This is a genomic window from Peptoniphilaceae bacterium AMB_02 (assembly GCA_036321625.1).
Taxonomy (GTDB): Bacteria; Bacillota; Clostridia; order Tissierellales; family Peptoniphilaceae; genus Microaceticoccus; species Microaceticoccus formicicus.
Genome location: CP143259.1, coordinates 1,117,619 through 1,134,011, shown reverse-complemented (window position 1 = coordinate 1,134,011; position 16,393 = coordinate 1,117,619). Strand labels below are relative to the sequence as shown.

Sequence of the window (16,393 nt, the reverse complement as noted above, 5' to 3'; positions counted from 1 at the left end):
ATATACCAACACTATTTGACAAAGAACCTATATTTATTATTCAACACAATAATTATTTTAACTGTTTTAAGTGAAATGGCATTATATTCACAAAGATGCAATGCAAGAAAATTCTTATTTTACAGTTTACTCTTCTACTGTTTCCGTATCTATATCTTCAGAACCTATGCCGCTTTTTGCTCTTACCAGCTTGTCAATTGTTTGATATAACTCAGTATTTTCTTCCAGGGTTTTCTTAACATTCTCTCTCCCCTGCCCTAGCCTATCATCACCATAACTATACCAAGATCCAGCTTTACTTATAATGTCCATATCAACTGCAGTATCCAAAAGGACACCGGATTTTGAGATTCCTTGTCCATACATTATATCGAATTCTACCTGCTTAAAAGGAGGCGCAACCTTATTCTTAACAACTTTTACTCTAGTTCTATTTCCAATAATACTGTCAGAATCTTTAATAGAGTCAATTCTTCTAATGTCCAGTCTTACACTAGAATAAAACTTAAGAGCTCTTCCTCCGGTAGTTGTCTCAGGATTTCCAAACATTATACCTACTTTTTCTCTTAATTGGTTTATAAAGATTACCGTTGTATTGGACTTTGAAATAACACCTGCCAGTTTTCTTAAAGCTTGTGACATAAGCCTAGCTTGTAGACCAACATGTGCATCTCCCATACCACCTTCAATTTCAGCTCTTGGCACTAGTGCTGCTACCGAGTCAACAACTACAAGGTCTACTGCATTACTTCTAACCAAAGATTCAGTAATTTCCAGTGCTTGTTCTCCTGTATCAGGTTGTGAAACAACCAATTCATCAATATCTACGCCAAGTTTTTCAGCGTATACAGCATCTAAGGCATGTTCAGCATCGATAAATGCAGCAATTCCTCCAAGCTTTTGTGCTTCGGCAACTACATGAAGAGCTACGGTAGTTTTACCTGAAGACTCAGGTCCATAAATCTCGATTATTCTTCCCCTAGGCACACCACCTATCCCAAGTGCAATATCTAAGTTTATAGCACCGGTTGGTATGGAATCAATTGAAATTTTAGGAGTTTCTCCAAGTTTCATTACGGCACCTTTACCATATTGTTTCTCTATTTTTGCAAAGGCTAGATCTAAAGCTCGTTTTTTATCATTATTATCCATAAAAAGTTATAACCTCCTCAGAACTTATGTTCGGATTTATTGTATACGATATATATATAATTGTCAAATGTATAAATCTCGCTCAAGATTTATGTTCATATTAGATATTATCTAAATCCAATACTTTAATATTTTTAATGATATAGTCAATTCCTGAAAGTATTGTAAATATGACCGCAATGTAAAACACAATTAAATCCAATTTAATTCCAAAGTGGAAATTTCCAAGTATCAAGCAAATACATAAGAACTGTGTTACAGTTTTTATTTTTCCAAAAGGACTTGCGGCAATGGTTATATTATTTGAAGCTGCGAGTACTCTAAATCCTGTAATTATAATTTCTCTAGCAACAATTATGAGTACACCCCATGCCGGTAGAATTCCCATGCCGACAAACATAATAAAAGCACTGAGCGCAAGTAATTTATCGGCAAGTGGATCTAGGAATTTTCCAAATGTCGTTATTAGATTTCTACTTCTAGCGAAATGACCATCCAGTGTATCTGTTAGCGCTGCAACTACAAAAATGATTAGTGAAATGTATTTATCCATCCCGAATACCATTAATGATATTACCAGTACGGGTACCAATATTATCCTAAAAACTGTCAATTTATTCGCTATATTCATTATTCTCACCTTCTGTTAATACATTATATGATACGAGTAATTTTCTAGGCTTGCTGCCTTCGAAAGGACCAACGACGCCAAGAGATTCCATTTCATCAATTATTCGACCGGCTCTTGCATATCCCACTCTTAATTTCCTTTGAATTAAGGAGACTGAGGCTTGACCTTCGTCCAGTACTATATCAATTGCCTGAGCCAATAGTTCGTCTTGTTCTTCCAATCTTTTTACTTCTTTTTGTTGCTGCTCAATATCAGTTATTACTTCCTTATCATACTGAACATCAGCATGACTCTTGATATAATTCACTAAATTCTCTACTTCTTTTTCACTAATAAATGCTCCTTGAACTCTCAGTGGTTTTCTGAAATTATAAGGATAGAAAAGCATATCACCTTTTCCCAGTAATTTTTCAGCACCCGCCATGTCTAAAATGGTTCTGGAGTCTATTTGAGACGATACCGCAAAAGAAATTCTGGAAGGTATATTAGCCTTGATAGTTCCTGTTATTACATCAACTGAAGGTCTTTGAGTTGCAACTACTAAATGTATACCACATGCCCTGGCCATTTGAGCGAGTCTACATATATGATCTTCTACTTCTTGTGCTGCTACCATCATCAGATCTGAAAGCTCATCGATTATAATAACTATATAAGGCATATTTTCCTTTTCTTCTTCACTATCTTTGAATTTGTTTTTATAAGAAGAAATATCTCGAACTGAATTTTCAGAAAATACTGTGTATCGTCTATCCATTTCTTTAACGGCCCAATTCAGTGCAGCACTTGCTTTTTTAGGATCTGTTACAACCGGAATCACCAAATGCGGAACTCCATTATATACGTTTAACTCGACCATCTTGGGATCTATAAGTATTAGTTTAACGTCTTCAGGTGACGATTTATAGAGTATACTTGTTATCAAGGTATTAATACATACAGACTTACCGGATCCTGTCGCGCCTGCAATCAAAAGATGCGGCATTTTATCTATTGCAGATATTATAGGGTTACCGGAAATATCCTTTCCAAGAGCTAAAGGCATAGCAGATTTACTCTCTCTAAATTCTTTAGAACCTATGATTTCTTTAAGATAGACATCGTCTTTACTTTCATTAGGAACTTCTATACCGACTACAGATTTTCCGGGTATTGGTGCTTCTATTCTAATACCCGATGTTGCTAAGCTTAAAGCTAAGTTATCAGCCAGATTTACTATGCTCGATACCTTGACACCACCTTCAGGTTGAAGTTCATAGCATGTCACGCTAGGACCTCTATTAACTTGAACTACTTTTGCGTCTATCTTAAAACTCTTCATAGTTTTTTCGATAGACTGAGCATTCTTTCTTATTTCATCAATATAAGAATCGTCATTAGAAACTTGTTTAGATTTTAATAGTTCTAATGGAGGGAATTTATAATTTATTGCTTTTTTATCAATTTTTATATTAAAATCTTCAACAGACATCTGTTTTTTATTGACATTATTCTCTTTTAAATCATGATTATTGATTAGAAGCTCTTGTCTTTCGGGAACATTTTTAAATACAGGTTCTTCATCTTCTACATACTCTTCAATATAATAATCATCCTGCTCATTATGATCTTTAACAGCTCTTTTATCTATCATCTCTTTAAGATAATTTATTAATTTCTTAGTCAGTATCCCTGTTTCAATAAAGAAGTCTTTTATACTTAGATTAATAAAAGATAGTAATGAAAAAAATAAAACTACTGCCGAAATTAAATATGCACCAAGTTTACCTATATATTTCAGAACCACATAACCTATAGCACTTCCTATGACTCCTGATCCTCTGTTAAGTTCTGCTAATAGCAAGTTTTCTTTTATTCTTGAAGAAAGAGTTAAGCCTGAGGATGTATTCATGTCTATTATCAATAATACCACGGCTGATAATAGGTAAACAAAAATGATATTCTTTATCTTAACTTTCTTAACCAAACCGGCTAAAACCAATACTAAATTTATCAAAATAATGAGAGGTAAAAAATACGAACCTAAACCTATTGCCTGGAATAGTTTAAGCTTAATAAACTTACCTACTACTCCCAAACTACCGGTAAGTACAGATAAATAGCAAAATGCCGTCAAGGCTATTGCTGCAATAATTATAGTTTTTGGATTAACGGATTTTACATCCGGTAGTTTGAATTTTTCATTCTTTTTTTTAACTGCCATATAGCACCCCCTCCAATTTGTTTCTATAAATAAAATACATTTAGTATATGAAATAATAATTAGTTAAAGCATAAAAACTAATACTCACATTATCATTTAAGAACTAAATTATGCTTACTTCTTATTATAACATAAGCAAAGTGGAGTTAGTAACCGGTATGACCAAATCCGCCATCATTTCTTGTAGTTTCCGATAATTCTTCAACTTCTATAAATTCTGCTTTCTCATATTTTGCAATTATCATCTGAGCAATTCTGTCACCTGAGTTAATTGTGTATTCTTCATTAGATAGATTAACTAAAATAACACCTATTTCGCCTCTATAGTCTGAATCAATAGTACCTATACCATTAGCAGTAGTGATGCCATGTTTATAAGAAAGACCGCTCCTGGCTCTAATTTGAGCCTCATATCCTTCCGGTAATGATATATATAATCCCGTCGGTACAACTTGTCTTTCTAAAGGCTTTAGAACGATAGGCTCATCAATATTAGCTATGAGATCCATACCTGCTGATCCTGATGTTTCATACTTAGGTAAACCAAATTTTGATTTATTAATTATTTCTATTTTCAATTTATTCTCCTTAATAAAAAAACATAAACCGAAGTCTATGTTTTTTTGATTATTTTTTAATTTCCGGCTTCGGTAATAAGGCTTTTCTTGATAGGTTAACTCTTCCTTGTTTATCTATTTCAGTAACCTTAACCATTATTTCGTCCCCAACCTTTAATACATCTTCAACTTTATTAACTCTCTCATGAGCTAATTGAGAAATATGAACCAGACCTTCTTTTCCCGGTAACACTTCAACAAAAGCACCGAAATTCATAATTTTGGTAACTTTCCCAAGATAAGTTTCTCCGGCTTCAATCTCTTTGATAATCTCGTTTATCATCTCTATTGCTCTGGATCCGTTAATATTATTGTCAGAAGTAATTACAACTTGGCCATCGTCAAAAGTATCAATTTTTACACCGGTCTCATCGATGATTTTATTTATAGTCTTTCCGCCAGGTCCAATAATTTCTCGTATTTTATCAGGATTTATTTTAATATTAAATATCCTTGGTGCATAATCGGATATGCTTTCTCTAGGCGTATCGATTACTTCTTCCATTTTACCTAGAATATAAAGTCTTCCTTCCCTGGCTTTGCTTAATGCTTCTTTAAGGATTGTCTTATCAATACCTGCAATCTTAATATCCATTTGTATTGCAGTAATTCCTTCTTTAGTACCTGCTACTTTAAAGTCCATATCTCCTAGATGGTCTTCAAGACCTTGTATGTCAGATAAAATAACAACATTGTCTGAATCTTCAGCTTTTATTAGACCCATTGCAATACCTGCGACATTACCTTTAATAGGAACACCGGCATCCAGTAGTGACAATGTAGATCCACAAACACTGGCTTGAGAACTGGAACCATTTGAGCTTAATACTTCAGAAACGACTCTTATTGTATAAGGGAAGTCTGCTTCATCAGGTATTACCGGTAATAATGCTCTCTCTGCAAGAGCTCCATGACCAATTTCTCTACGTCCAGGACTTCTTAGAGGTCTTGTTTCTCCAACGCTATATGGTGGGAAGTTATATTGATGCATATATCTCTTGTCATCTTCAGATAATCCATCAAGCACTTGAACATCACTTGGAGCTCCAAGTGTTGTAATTGAAAGAACTTGAGTTTGTCCTCTTGTGAATAGTCCACAACCATGAGCTCTAGGTAAAAATCCGACATCACTGGATATCTTTCTAATCTCATCCGGTTTTCTATGGTCAGGACGTACATGATCCTCAAGAATCATTCTACGTACTTCATCTTTCATGACATCTTCAAGAAATCCCTTAATTTCCTTTTCATTTTCAGGATATTCTTCAATAAAATTAGCAAGTGTTTCTTCTATAACCATATTAACTTGCTCTTCTCTTTGTGTTTTATCAGCATTTCTTAAAGCGGAACTCATTTTATCATATGAAAATGATACGACTTTATCTTTTAAATCATGGTTAATCTCTTCTATAATGACTTCTTTTTTCTCAAGTCCAATGTCATTTTGAATTGTAAGTATAAAGTCACAAATCTTCTTAATTTCTTCATGCGCAAATAAAATGGCTTCTAGAACTTGATCTTCCGTTAAGATATTACAACCCGCTTCAACCATCATGATCGCATCTTTAGTTCCTGCTACTGTTAAATGTAATTTAGATGATTGTTTCTGCTCTGTTGTAGGATTTATTACGAATTTATCATCTATTAAACCAACGGTAACAGCTGCAGTAGGTCCCATAAAAGGTATATCTGAAATACTAAGTGCAATAGATGATCCTATCATAGATAGCATTTCCGGTGAATTCTCTAAATCAATTGATAATGCAGTAGCTATTACCTGAACATCATTTCTGTATCCTTCAGGGAAAAGTGGTCTTAGAGGTCTATCAATAAGTCTGGATGTTAAAATTGCATGTTCGCTTGGACGTCCTTCTCTTTTAATAAATCCGCCGGGTATTTTACCAACAGAGTATAGTTTTTCCTCAAAATCACAACTCAAAGGGAAAAAGTCAATACCCTCTCTTGGTTTGTCAGACGCTGTTGCAGTCACCATAATAACAGAATCTTCCATTTTGACCAGGCATGCTCCATTAGCTTGTTCTGCAACTTTACCAATGGTTACAACTAAATCTTTTCCTTGGAGATTATATGTGTATTCTCTAATCATTATTACCTCCTTACAATAAAATTAAGAGCGGTCAATACCGCCGCTCTTATTATCTTCTGATATTTAACTTTTGTATAAGAGTACGATATCTTTCAATATCTCTATTTTGTAGATATTTAAGTAGTCCTCTTCTTTGACCTATTAGCTTAAACATTCCTCTTCTTGAATGATGGTCGTCTTTGTGTTTCTTTAAGTGTTCAGTTAAATAGTTGATTCTATGGCTAAGAATTGCTATTTGTACTTCAGGTGATCCGGTATCTCCTTCTTTGGTTTGATACTCTTTAATTATTGCTTCTTTTTGTTCTTTTGTAATCATTTAATCCTCCTAATATTCACGTACAGCTATTGTCACGGTGATTAATCCAGTAACAACGCCATCGTATTAATCTTGTATATTATATCATTAATAAACACTAATGTAAACTTTTTTATCCTCTTAATTGATTTAAATCCAGATTCATTTGATCGATTAATTCTTCGATAGAGCTAAAATTTATCATTGGTCTCAAATACTTTACAAAATATAGGATTATATCCTCACCATATATGTCTTCATCAAACTCATCTATATAAACTTCTACTCGCAAAGTAGAGCCGTTGAAAGTAGGATTATAGCCTATACTGGTTAAACTTCTATAAGATTTATCCTTTACGATGATATTACTCAAATAAACACCGTCTTTGGGAACCAAGTAATTGAAGTTTAAATTTATATTTGCAGTAGGAAAACCAAGATTCTTACCTCTTCCGTCACCCTTAACTACCTTACCTTTAAGTCTGTAATTTCTTCCAATTAATTTATTGGCATATTCGATATTACCATCTTCAATTAAGCTCCTTATACTGGAACTGCTAACCCTAAAACCGTCTATCTTGTAATCATCAATAATTTTAATTTCATATCTATCTTTTGACAATTCTATAAGTTTTTCAACATTTCCTGAAGCATTATAACCAAAAGTATAGTCTTTTCCGACAACGATGGCTTTCGCATTGCATAAATCAACCAGTATTTTACAAACAAAACCTTCTGCCGTCATATTTCTTAATTCAGCAGAAAAATCTATTATAAAAACATTATCCATGCCAATTTCTTTCAGTATTTCTATCTTATCATCAAGGGATGTCAATTGACTTTGATTTATTTTATTATTGATCACAACTTCAGTATGGGTGTTAAATAAAATAACCGATGATTCCAGATCTGAACTTTTGGATTTGTTAATAACTTCATGCATTAATTCCAAGTGTCCCTTGTGAATACCATCAAAATTCCCCAATCCAATAATAGTAGGATTATTATAGGGCATATTATTATTTAGATTAATTATTTTCATAATTACTCCTGATACAGCATTTTTTCAATCTTAATATAATTTTTCCCGCTGTCTTTAAAATATTTGCCAAGACCTATGAATCTATCTCTACAATAAATACGTAGGGTATTGGGCTTATATTCATCTTCCATGTTAATTCTCTGACCATTAACAAGTGCAAAATAATACTTGTCATCGAGATATATAGCTTCGAGATTATTAATACATGTATCCATCTCACTTATAAAACTGTAATCATCTATTTCTACGAGTTTACGTATTTCGTCAAGGGAAATTGACTCATCCACTCTATAATCACCAACAGCTATTCTCTCTAAATCATACAGTGTCGCAAAGCAGCCCAGTTCTCTTCCAATATCATCGGCAAGAGTACGTATATAAGTCCCCTTAGAGCAGGCACATTCAAACTTAACATACGGAAAACTAAAATCCAGAATTTTTAAATCTTTAATGTATACTTTCCTGGCAGGTCTATCGACAACAATACCTTTTCTGGCAAGTTCATGAAGTCTTTGCCCTTTATAATGAACTGCAGAAAACATAGGAGGAATCTGTTCAATCTCTCCTATGAATTTATTTAGTATTAATTCAAAGTCGGCTTGAGTAATCCTTTTATCAGATTGCTCGATTATTTTTCCTGATATATCTTGGGTATCAGTAGCTATACCAAGCTTAAGAGTTCCATTATAAACTTTTCCGTCATTTTGTATATATTCAACCAGCCTGGTAGCTCTCCCAATGCATATTGGTAAGACTCCTGTAACATCCGGATCAAGGGTTCCCGTATGGCCAATTCGTTTAAGATTGAGTAGTTTTCTCAAAATTTGGACAATATCATGTGAGGTGTAGCCCTTGTCCTTATATACATTAATTATCCCGGATTTAACCTTTATTCCACTCAATATTATCGAACCTCTTCATCAAATCTCTTTTTAGCATTTCACTGGTACCGCTATAGGAAAATCCACCGGCATGGATATGTCCACCACCGTTGAATTCAGCGCATATTTCAGCAACATTTACATATCTTTTACTTCTCATACTTATTTTGAATTCATCTTTAGCTATTTGTTTAACTAAACAAGCTACTTCTACACCATCTATATCTCTCAATAAATTAATTTTCTCTTCAGTATCCTCTATGGTGGCATTACAAGAATCCAGCATTGAACTATATACTATACATAAAGCTAATCTATTGTCATAATAGAACTCTGTGTTTTTAATAACTTCACCTGTTAGACAAAAGGATGCCTTTGAATTTTTTTGGAACAATCTATAATGAATTTCATCTTTATCAAACTCTAAATCAATCAAGTCTGCAGCAACTCTTAATGTCTTTGAATCTGAATTTTTATATAAAAATCTATTAGTATCGGTTAATATACCAACATATGAGTTGGTTGCCATATCTGCATTATATGGTATATCCATGCAATTAATGATCTTATATACGATTTCCGATGTAGAACTCGCATTTTCGTCCACAAAGTTTAAATCTGCAAAATTGTCATTAGTTACATGATGATCTATGGAAATTGAAGTTTTACAATTAGTGAAAATTGATATACAATCGCCAATCCTATCAATAGAACTGGAGTCTACAATCATAAGTGTTTCAAATTCCATATCCTCATTATATGGAGTAAGTCTGTCCAGTCCCGGTAAAAAATCTAGATATGACGGGATATCGTCCGATTGTATGCAGGTGACATTTTTATTAAGCTGAATTAAAGCTCCATATAAGCTCAGCATGGATCCAAGAGCATCACCATCGGGATTTACATGACAACAAATGCCGATGCTCTTGGAGTTTATTATTTTGTCCTTAAATTGATTCGAAAAATCAGTATAGTTTAGCTTATTCATTTTGAAGACTCTTGTCATTAAGCTTGGAAATCAATTCTTCTATATGCAATCCTCTTTCAACAGTATCGTCAATCTTAAACCTAACTTCAGGTATATGTCTTAAATCAAGTCTTTGCCCAAGTTCCTTCTTGATAAATCCCTTGGCATTCTCTAAACCTTCAATACTGTCTTGCTTGATTTTTTCATCACCAAGCACAGATACATACACATCTGCATAACTTAGATCATTAGAAACTTTTACATGAGAGATTGTCGTCATGTCGGATATTCTAGGATCTCTTAAAGAATCCAAAATCAACTCCGAAATTACTTTTTTAATTTCAGCAGCTATTCTATTGACCCTTTTAGTTTTCATAGTTTACCTCTCCACTTCTTTCATAACGAAGGCTTCGATGATATCTCCTTCTTTGATATCATTATAGTTTTCTAAACCTACTCCACCTTCATATCCTGTATTTACTTCTCTTACATCGTCTTTATATCTCTTAAGTGAGTTAATGTCAGCTTCAGTTATGACGACATCATTCCTAAGAAGACGTATCTTTGAGTTTCTGGTAATCTTACCATTTAACACATAGATTCCTGCGATATTACCGATTGAAGGAACTTTGAAAACCGCTCTTACTTCGGCTCTACCGATTACATCTTCAACAAATTTAGGTGCAAGCATACCTTTTATAGCAGCTTGGATATCGTCTATAGCATCATAGATTACTCTATAGGTTCTTATATCTATACCTTGATTCTTAGCTGCCTCGGTTGCAATTTGTCCAGGTCTTACATTGAAACCGATAATAATGGCATTGGATGCATTTGCCAGTAGAACGTCAGATTCACTTATTCCACCTACACCGGAGTGTATTATATTAACTCTTACTTCTTCATTGCTTAATTTTTCAAGCGAGTTCTTTACTGCATCTATTGTACCCTTAACATCAGTTTTAATAACCAGATTAAGATCTTTAATTTCACCCTCTTTAATCTTTCCAAAAAGAGCCTCTAATGAAATATTTTCACTGGCTTTAACCTTTTCTTCTTTGATTCTATCCTTGAGTGAATTGGCATAATTTCTTGCCGTTTTATCATCTTCAACTACATAAAGAGTGTCACCTGATTCAGGAACTTCTGAAAGACCTAATATTTGTACCGGGATGGAAGGTCCTGCCTTCTTAATCCTCTTACCTTTGTCGTCAAACATCGCTCTTATCTTTCCGTGAGTAACACCGGAAACCACTATATCTCCAAATCTCAAAGTACCCTTTTGAACTAAAACAGTTGCAACAGGACCTTTTCCTTTATCAAGCTGAGCCTCTATGATTGTACCTATTGCAGTTCTATTTGGATTTGCTTTGAGTTCTTCCATTTCTGCGACCATTAAAATCATCTCTAAAAGATCTTCAATTCCTGTATCATTTTTAGCAGATACGGGAATGGTAATAACATCTCCACCCCACTCTTCCGGTACCAGACCATGTTCAGTAAGTTCATGCATAATTCTGTCCGGATTTGCAGTTTCTTTGTCAATTTTATTTATTGCTACAATTACAGGAACTTCTGCTGCTTTTGCATGGTTTATAGCCTCTATAGTCTGCGGCATTACACCGTCGTCAGCAGCAACAACTAGTACTGCGATATCAGTTATTTGCGCTCCCCTTGATCTCATGGAGGTAAATGCTTCGTGTCCCGGGGTATCAAGGAATACTATTTTATTTCCATCAACAGATACGGTAGAAGCACCTATGTGCTGAGTTATACCACCGGCTTCTGATTTTGTTACCTTGGTTTTTCTGATGCTGTCTAATAATGATGTTTTCCCATGATCTACGTGACCCATTACAGTTACTACAGGTGGTCTTAATTTTAGATCCTCTTCTTTATCCTCAAAGTCTAAATCAAACTCACTGGAAAGCTCTTCACCTTCAGTTTTGCTTTTAACAGCAGTAAAACCGTATTCTTCGGCAATTAATGATGCTGAGTCGAAATCAACTTCTTGATTTTGACTTGCCATTATCCCTAAATCTATAAACTTCATAATTACCTGATTTGTGTTTACACCTATTAACTCGGCAAATTCTCTAAGCACAATGTTTGCAGGTAACTCGATTACTTTTTCTTCATTTTCTTTCTCTACAGTTTCATTTTTCTTATGAACTTCTGTACTTACTTTGTCTTTTTTAATATTATCTTTCTTTATATGATTACCTCTTTCTGATTGCTTTTTACTATCTCTACTTTTGTGTTTTCTTGGTTTATCTTTTAACTCTTTGTTCTGTTCTTGATTTGATTTAGTTTTCTCTTGTTTACTTTTTGCGGCTTCCTCGCTCTTATCCGTTTCGCTTAAAAGTTCTTCTACAAGTTCCAGTTCCTCACCTTCAAGCACGGACATATGGCTCTTGATTGATACACCTAAATCATTTAGTTTTGTAACTAATTCTTTACTAGGAATCCCTAGATTCTTAGCTAATTCATAGACTCTTAATTTCTTCATACACTACCCCCTAGTCCTAGTCTTCGCTCTCTACATAATCTCTTATCTCCTTATAAACTTCATTAGATATTTCAGATTTTAAAGCGTGGTTCAGCTTTCTCTTTTTAATAGCAAGTTCTAAACATTCTATGTTTTTACAAAGATAAGCACCTCGTCCATTTAACTTACCTGTTTTATCGACGACTACTCCAAGTTCTTTGTTTTTAACTATTCTGATAAGTTCTTTTTTTGAGCCACTATCTTGACAGCCCACACATTTTCTAATCGGTACTTTTTTTGTTTTACCTGTCATTTCAAGCTCCCTGTATAAATAATTTATCTGTTATTCACCCTGTTCAAGATCTTCGTTCTCGAATAAATCCACTTCATCTGTTACTTCAAAGCTTAATTCATCTTCTTGTACTACATCTTCCTCTTTTGTAGCTTCTTGAGAATTAAACTTGTCTAATTCACCTGATTCTTTTAACTCTTCGAGATTGGATTTACCTTTTATATCGATTTTCCATCCTGTCAGTTTAGCTGCAAGTCTAACGTTTTGACCTTCTTTTCCTATTGCTAGTGATAATTGTTCGTCAGGTACAATGGCTAGTGCACTCTTACCGGCATTGTCGATATAGACCTCAATTACTTCTGAAGGACTTAGACTGTTTTTAATAAAGATTTTAGGATCCTTATCCCAAACTATGATGTCTATTTTCTCTCCATTTAATTCATCAACTATGGCCTTTACTCTGGCACCTTTGAATCCAACACATGCTCCTACCGGATCTACGTCTTCTTCCTTTGTAAAGACAGCTATCTTTGTCCTTGATCCGGCTTCTCTTGATATTGAAAATATATCGACAGTTCCATCGTTAACTTCCGGAACTTCAAGTTCAAAAAGTCTCATAATTAGACCGGAGGATGCTCTTGAAAGAACAATTTGAGCCCCTTTGGTTGTATTTTTTACCTCTGAGATATAAAACTTCATCCTACTGTTTACTTTGTAAACTTCATTGGGAACTTGTTCATTTGGCGGAACAACTCCTTCGAGTTTTCCTAAATCGATAAATAAATATCCACTATCTATCCTCTGTATCGATCCGTTTACAAGTTCTCTTTCCCTATCTACAAACTCACTGTAAATGATATCTCTTTCCATGTCTTTAATTTTTTGTATAACAATATTTCTTGCAGTCTGTGCTGCAATTCTTCCAAAATTCATAGGAGTTACTTCAAGTGATATAGTGTCCCCTACTTCATATGCCATATTTGTTTGCTTCGCTTCACTCAGTTCGATTTCAGTTATCGGATCTACGACTTCTTCAACTACAGTTTTCACCGAGAAAACCTTAATTTTACCATTATCTCTGTCTATTTCAACACTTACATTTGCATTATTATCAAAGTTTTTTTCATAGCTTTTTATAAGTGCTTTTTCCAGTGCTTCAAATATGGACTCTCTTGAGATACCTTTTTCTTTTTCTATTTCCTCAAGAGCTAGTATAAAATCTTTATTCATTTCTTAACCGCCTATCTTAATGTGTTTTACAATTTTTGATGCTTGTGACCTTTTAATTTCAATTTCTGAATTGCCACCTGTATTTAACTTAAAAGAGTCTTTATCAAAACTCAATAGTTTTCCAACAAGTTTTTTACTTCCATTTAGGGGACTGTAAAGATTGACTTCGAGTTCTTCATCAATGCATCTTTCAAAGTCTCTATCCGTTTTTATAGGTCTATCCAATCCCGGCGAAGATACTTCTAAAAAATATGAATTTTTAATCGGATCTGTTTCGTCAAGCCAATCACTAATATCATTGCTTGCGTTTTGACAGTCATCCAAGGTTACGCCACCTTTTTTGTCTATATAGATTCTTAAAATATTATTTCCATCTTCTCTGACAAAAACTGTATCGACATAAAATAAATTGTGCTTTTCAACGATTCTCTGAATTTCAGGCTCAAGTTTCTTCACCAAATTACTCAATAAAATCCCCTCCTATTCCGGTTTATTAAATAAATAAGAGTGGGAAACCCCCACTCCTAACATTAGAAATATTATAACATATTTTATGAAAATATGCAATAAAACTGAATACTTACACATCAAACATAGAAAACATATCAATTTGATTTGTCTCTGTTGTTTGACACCTAATTTAAAATTTTAAACCTATATATCTTAGACGTTGCAATGTGTGCAGCGATTTTTTTATGTCAAATTTAATACTTTTTGGGGTTGTTATATGTTGGGATTTGTGGTATAATTAAATAAAAAAGCGTGGTGATTTGGATGTTTCTTAAAAAGGATAAAAGAGCCAATGGTAAGACTTATCTCACCATTATTAAAGGCTATCGTGACCCTGTTACTAAAAAATCTAGAAATAAATCTGTTATGAAAGTTGGGTATTTAGAGGATTTATTAGACCAATATGAAGATCCTATTGCTCATTTTGAAGAAGTTGCTGCTAGACTAACGGAAGAAGAGAGATTAGCTAATCTGCCGCTTAGTTTCACTTTTGATTCTAAAGAGGTAATTAAGTCTAATGTGGTTAATCGAAAAAACTTAGGATATGTTGTATTATCTCATTTCTACCACAATCTTAAAATTCATGAGTTTTGGAATAATAGACAAAAAACTTCCGGTACTGATTTTTTGCTTAACCATGTATTCCAATTACTTGTTTTTACTAGATCTCTATATCCATCATCTAAAAAGGCTTCTTTTGACTATATCAATTCCTTTTTTACTAAATTCGATTTTAGTCTTCACGATGTCTATAGAGCTTTATCTAAGTTTTATCCTTACAAGGATGATTTAATTCTATGGATTCATCAAAATATTATTCAATACTATGGTAGAGATCTTTCTAAAGTCTACTATGATGTTACTAATTACTATTTTGAGATTCCTTATGAGGATGATTTTAGAAAAAGAGGTGTTTCTAAAGAGCATAGACCTAATCCTATTATTCAAATGGGTCTTTTAATGGATAATTCAGGGATTCCTATCTCCTATGAACTTTTTGAAGGTAATACAAATGATAGTATCACTCTCATGCCTTCATTGAATAAGTTGAAAAAACATTTTAATCTTGGTAAGGTCATTGTTGTTGCGGATAAGGCTATGAATAGTGGTGAAAACATGGCTTACAATATCATTAAAGGGAATGGCTATATATTTTCCGGGTCTGTTAGAGGTGCGTCAAGAGAACTGAAAGATTTTGTTTTAGATCAAACTGGTTATTCTGATAATTCAGATGAGTTCAAAATTAAATCAAGGATTGTGCCTCAAGATATTTGGGTTACAGATATTCATAACAAAAGAAAAAAGGTTCCTATAGATCAGAAACAAGTTGTATTTTATTCAGAAAAATATGCTAAGAAGTCTAGGATGGATAGAGAAAGAACTATTCTTAAGACATTAAAGTTAATTGAGAAAGGTATTGATAGACCAAATTCCAGCGCTTACAAGTATATTAAGAAGGAGTTCATTGATCTAGAAACCGGTGAAATATTAAAGACTAAGAAGAATGATTTTTTAGACATTCAAAAAATTAAAGAAGAAGAAAAGTATGATGGATACTACATCATAAATACCAGTGAACTAGATATGAAGGATATGGATATAGTCCAAGCATATCACGGATTGTGGAAGATAGAAGAGTCGTTTAAAATTACAAAGTCTCAATTAGAAGCAAGACCGGTATATTTATCGAGAAAAGACAGAATAGAATCTCATTTTCTAATATGTTTTGTGACTTTGGTTTTACTAAGACTTTTAGAAAAAGATTTAGATGGATCAAATATCAGCATTGAGAAGGCTATAGAAGAAATGCGTGAAATTACAGGAACTCATTTAGACGAAAACTACTATATGTTCGATTGTTTTAATGAGATAATTGAGAAACTAGGTCAAACAGTTGGAGTTGATTTTTCGAAAAGATTTATAACCGTCGCAGAAATAGATTCCCTTATTTCGGGTGTAAAAAAGGGTTTGTAGAACT

General features: G+C 33.5%; 15 protein-coding genes. 1 reads left to right on the top strand and 14 read right to left on the bottom strand.

Annotated features, from left to right (window positions below; translation table 11 throughout):
* Window positions 1–126 precede the first annotated feature (126 nt).
* The 14 genes from recA to rimP all read right to left on the bottom strand — a co-directional run bounded on the left by recA (window position 127) and on the right by rimP (window position 14,373).
* The gene (recA, locus tag VZL98_05530; GenBank protein ID WVH64391.1) at window positions 127–1,152 is read right to left on the bottom strand and encodes a recombinase RecA; all 1,026 of its coding nucleotides are present in this window, start codon (window positions 1,150–1,152) and stop codon (window positions 127–129) included.
* 100 nt (window positions 1,153–1,252) lie between these two features.
* Window positions 1,253–1,783 (bottom strand): CDP-diacylglycerol--glycerol-3-phosphate 3-phosphatidyltransferase, encoded by a 531-nt coding sequence (gene pgsA / locus VZL98_05525; protein ID WVH64390.1) that lies wholly within the window; start codon window positions 1,781–1,783, stop codon window positions 1,253–1,255.
* The gene (locus tag VZL98_05520; GenBank protein WVH64389.1) at window positions 1,767–3,986 is read right to left on the bottom strand and encodes a DNA translocase FtsK 4TM domain-containing protein; all 2,220 of its coding nucleotides are present in this window, start codon (window positions 3,984–3,986) and stop codon (window positions 1,767–1,769) included. The genes pgsA and VZL98_05520 overlap by 17 nt, the downstream gene beginning before the upstream one ends.
* A gap of 146 nt (window positions 3,987–4,132) precedes the next feature.
* A complete protein-coding gene (dut, locus tag VZL98_05515) occupies window positions 4,133–4,564 on the bottom strand; it encodes a dUTP diphosphatase (GenBank protein ID WVH64388.1) in 432 nt (143 codons plus the stop codon).
* Between the two features lie 49 nt (window positions 4,565–4,613).
* Window positions 4,614–6,710, bottom strand: a complete 2,097-nt coding sequence (locus VZL98_05510; protein ID WVH64387.1) for a polyribonucleotide nucleotidyltransferase — start codon at window positions 6,708–6,710, stop codon at window positions 4,614–4,616.
* Between the two features lie 49 nt (window positions 6,711–6,759).
* Window positions 6,760–7,026 carry a 30S ribosomal protein S15 gene (gene rpsO, locus VZL98_05505; protein WVH64386.1) on the bottom strand — a complete coding sequence of 89 codons (267 nt, stop codon included), beginning with the start codon at window positions 7,024–7,026 and terminating at the stop codon, window positions 6,760–6,762.
* A 112-nt stretch (window positions 7,027–7,138) separates the two neighbouring features.
* A complete protein-coding gene (locus tag VZL98_05500) occupies window positions 7,139–8,047 on the bottom strand; it encodes a bifunctional riboflavin kinase/FAD synthetase (GenBank protein WVH64385.1) in 909 nt (302 codons plus the stop codon).
* Between the two features lie 2 nt (window positions 8,048–8,049).
* Entirely contained in the window at window positions 8,050–8,949 is a 900-nt protein-coding gene (gene truB, locus VZL98_05495; protein ID WVH64384.1) for a tRNA pseudouridine(55) synthase TruB, read from the bottom strand.
* Window positions 8,930–9,916 carry a bifunctional oligoribonuclease/PAP phosphatase NrnA gene (locus VZL98_05490; protein ID WVH64383.1) on the bottom strand — a complete coding sequence of 329 codons (987 nt, stop codon included), beginning with the start codon at window positions 9,914–9,916 and terminating at the stop codon, window positions 8,930–8,932. Before VZL98_05490 ends, truB begins: the two co-directional genes overlap by 20 nt.
* Window positions 9,909–10,271 (bottom strand): 30S ribosome-binding factor RbfA, encoded by a 363-nt coding sequence (gene rbfA, locus VZL98_05485; protein WVH64382.1) that lies wholly within the window; start codon window positions 10,269–10,271, stop codon window positions 9,909–9,911. Before rbfA ends, VZL98_05490 begins: the two co-directional genes overlap by 8 nt.
* A 3-nt stretch (window positions 10,272–10,274) precedes the next feature.
* The gene (infB, locus tag VZL98_05480; GenBank protein ID WVH64381.1) at window positions 10,275–12,404 is read right to left on the bottom strand and encodes a translation initiation factor IF-2; all 2,130 of its coding nucleotides are present in this window, start codon (window positions 12,402–12,404) and stop codon (window positions 10,275–10,277) included.
* 16 nt (window positions 12,405–12,420) lie between these two features.
* Window positions 12,421–12,696 (bottom strand): YlxR family protein, encoded by a 276-nt coding sequence (locus tag VZL98_05475; protein ID WVH64380.1) that lies wholly within the window; start codon window positions 12,694–12,696, stop codon window positions 12,421–12,423.
* A 30-nt stretch (window positions 12,697–12,726) separates the two neighbouring features.
* Window positions 12,727–13,905 (bottom strand): transcription termination factor NusA, encoded by a 1,179-nt coding sequence (gene nusA, locus VZL98_05470; GenBank protein WVH64379.1) that lies wholly within the window; start codon window positions 13,903–13,905, stop codon window positions 12,727–12,729.
* Between the two features lie 3 nt (window positions 13,906–13,908).
* Complete coding sequence (rimP, locus tag VZL98_05465; GenBank protein WVH64378.1) at window positions 13,909–14,373, bottom strand: ribosome maturation factor RimP; 465 nt, start codon at window positions 14,371–14,373, stop codon at window positions 13,909–13,911.
* A 306-nt stretch (window positions 14,374–14,679) separates the two neighbouring features.
* Between rimP and VZL98_05460 the strand changes: the two genes are divergently transcribed.
* Window positions 14,680–16,389 (top strand): IS1634 family transposase, encoded by a 1,710-nt coding sequence (locus tag VZL98_05460; GenBank protein ID WVH64377.1) that lies wholly within the window; start codon window positions 14,680–14,682, stop codon window positions 16,387–16,389.
* Window positions 16,390–16,393 lie beyond the last annotated feature (4 nt).

Coding starts and splice junctions, on each gene's coding strand:
- recA (WVH64391.1), bottom strand. CDS start 1,152: ATGGATAATAATGATAAAAAACGAGCTTTAGATCTAGCCTTTGCAAAA.
- pgsA (WVH64390.1), bottom strand. CDS start 1,783: ATGAATATAGCGAATAAATTGACAGTTTTTAGGATAATATTGGTACCC.
- VZL98_05520 (WVH64389.1), bottom strand. CDS start 3,986: ATGGCAGTTAAAAAAAAGAATGAAAAATTCAAACTACCGGATGTAAAA.
- VZL98_05510 (WVH64387.1), bottom strand. CDS start 6,710: ATGATTAGAGAATACACATATAATCTCCAAGGAAAAGATTTAGTTGTA.
- rpsO (WVH64386.1), bottom strand. CDS start 7,026: ATGATTACAAAAGAACAAAAAGAAGCAATAATTAAAGAGTATCAAACC.
- VZL98_05500 (WVH64385.1), bottom strand. CDS start 8,047: ATGAAAATAATTAATCTAAATAATAATATGCCCTATAATAATCCTACT.
- VZL98_05490 (WVH64383.1), bottom strand. CDS start 9,916: ATGAATAAGCTAAACTATACTGATTTTTCGAATCAATTTAAGGACAAA.
- rbfA (WVH64382.1), bottom strand. CDS start 10,271: ATGAAAACTAAAAGGGTCAATAGAATAGCTGCTGAAATTAAAAAAGTA.
- infB (WVH64381.1), bottom strand. CDS start 12,404: ATGAAGAAATTAAGAGTCTATGAATTAGCTAAGAATCTAGGGATTCCT.
- VZL98_05475 (WVH64380.1), bottom strand. CDS start 12,696: ATGACAGGTAAAACAAAAAAAGTACCGATTAGAAAATGTGTGGGCTGT.
- nusA (WVH64379.1), bottom strand. CDS start 13,905: ATGAATAAAGATTTTATACTAGCTCTTGAGGAAATAGAAAAAGAAAAA.
- VZL98_05460 (WVH64377.1), top strand. CDS start 14,680: ATGTTTCTTAAAAAGGATAAAAGAGCCAATGGTAAGACTTATCTCACC.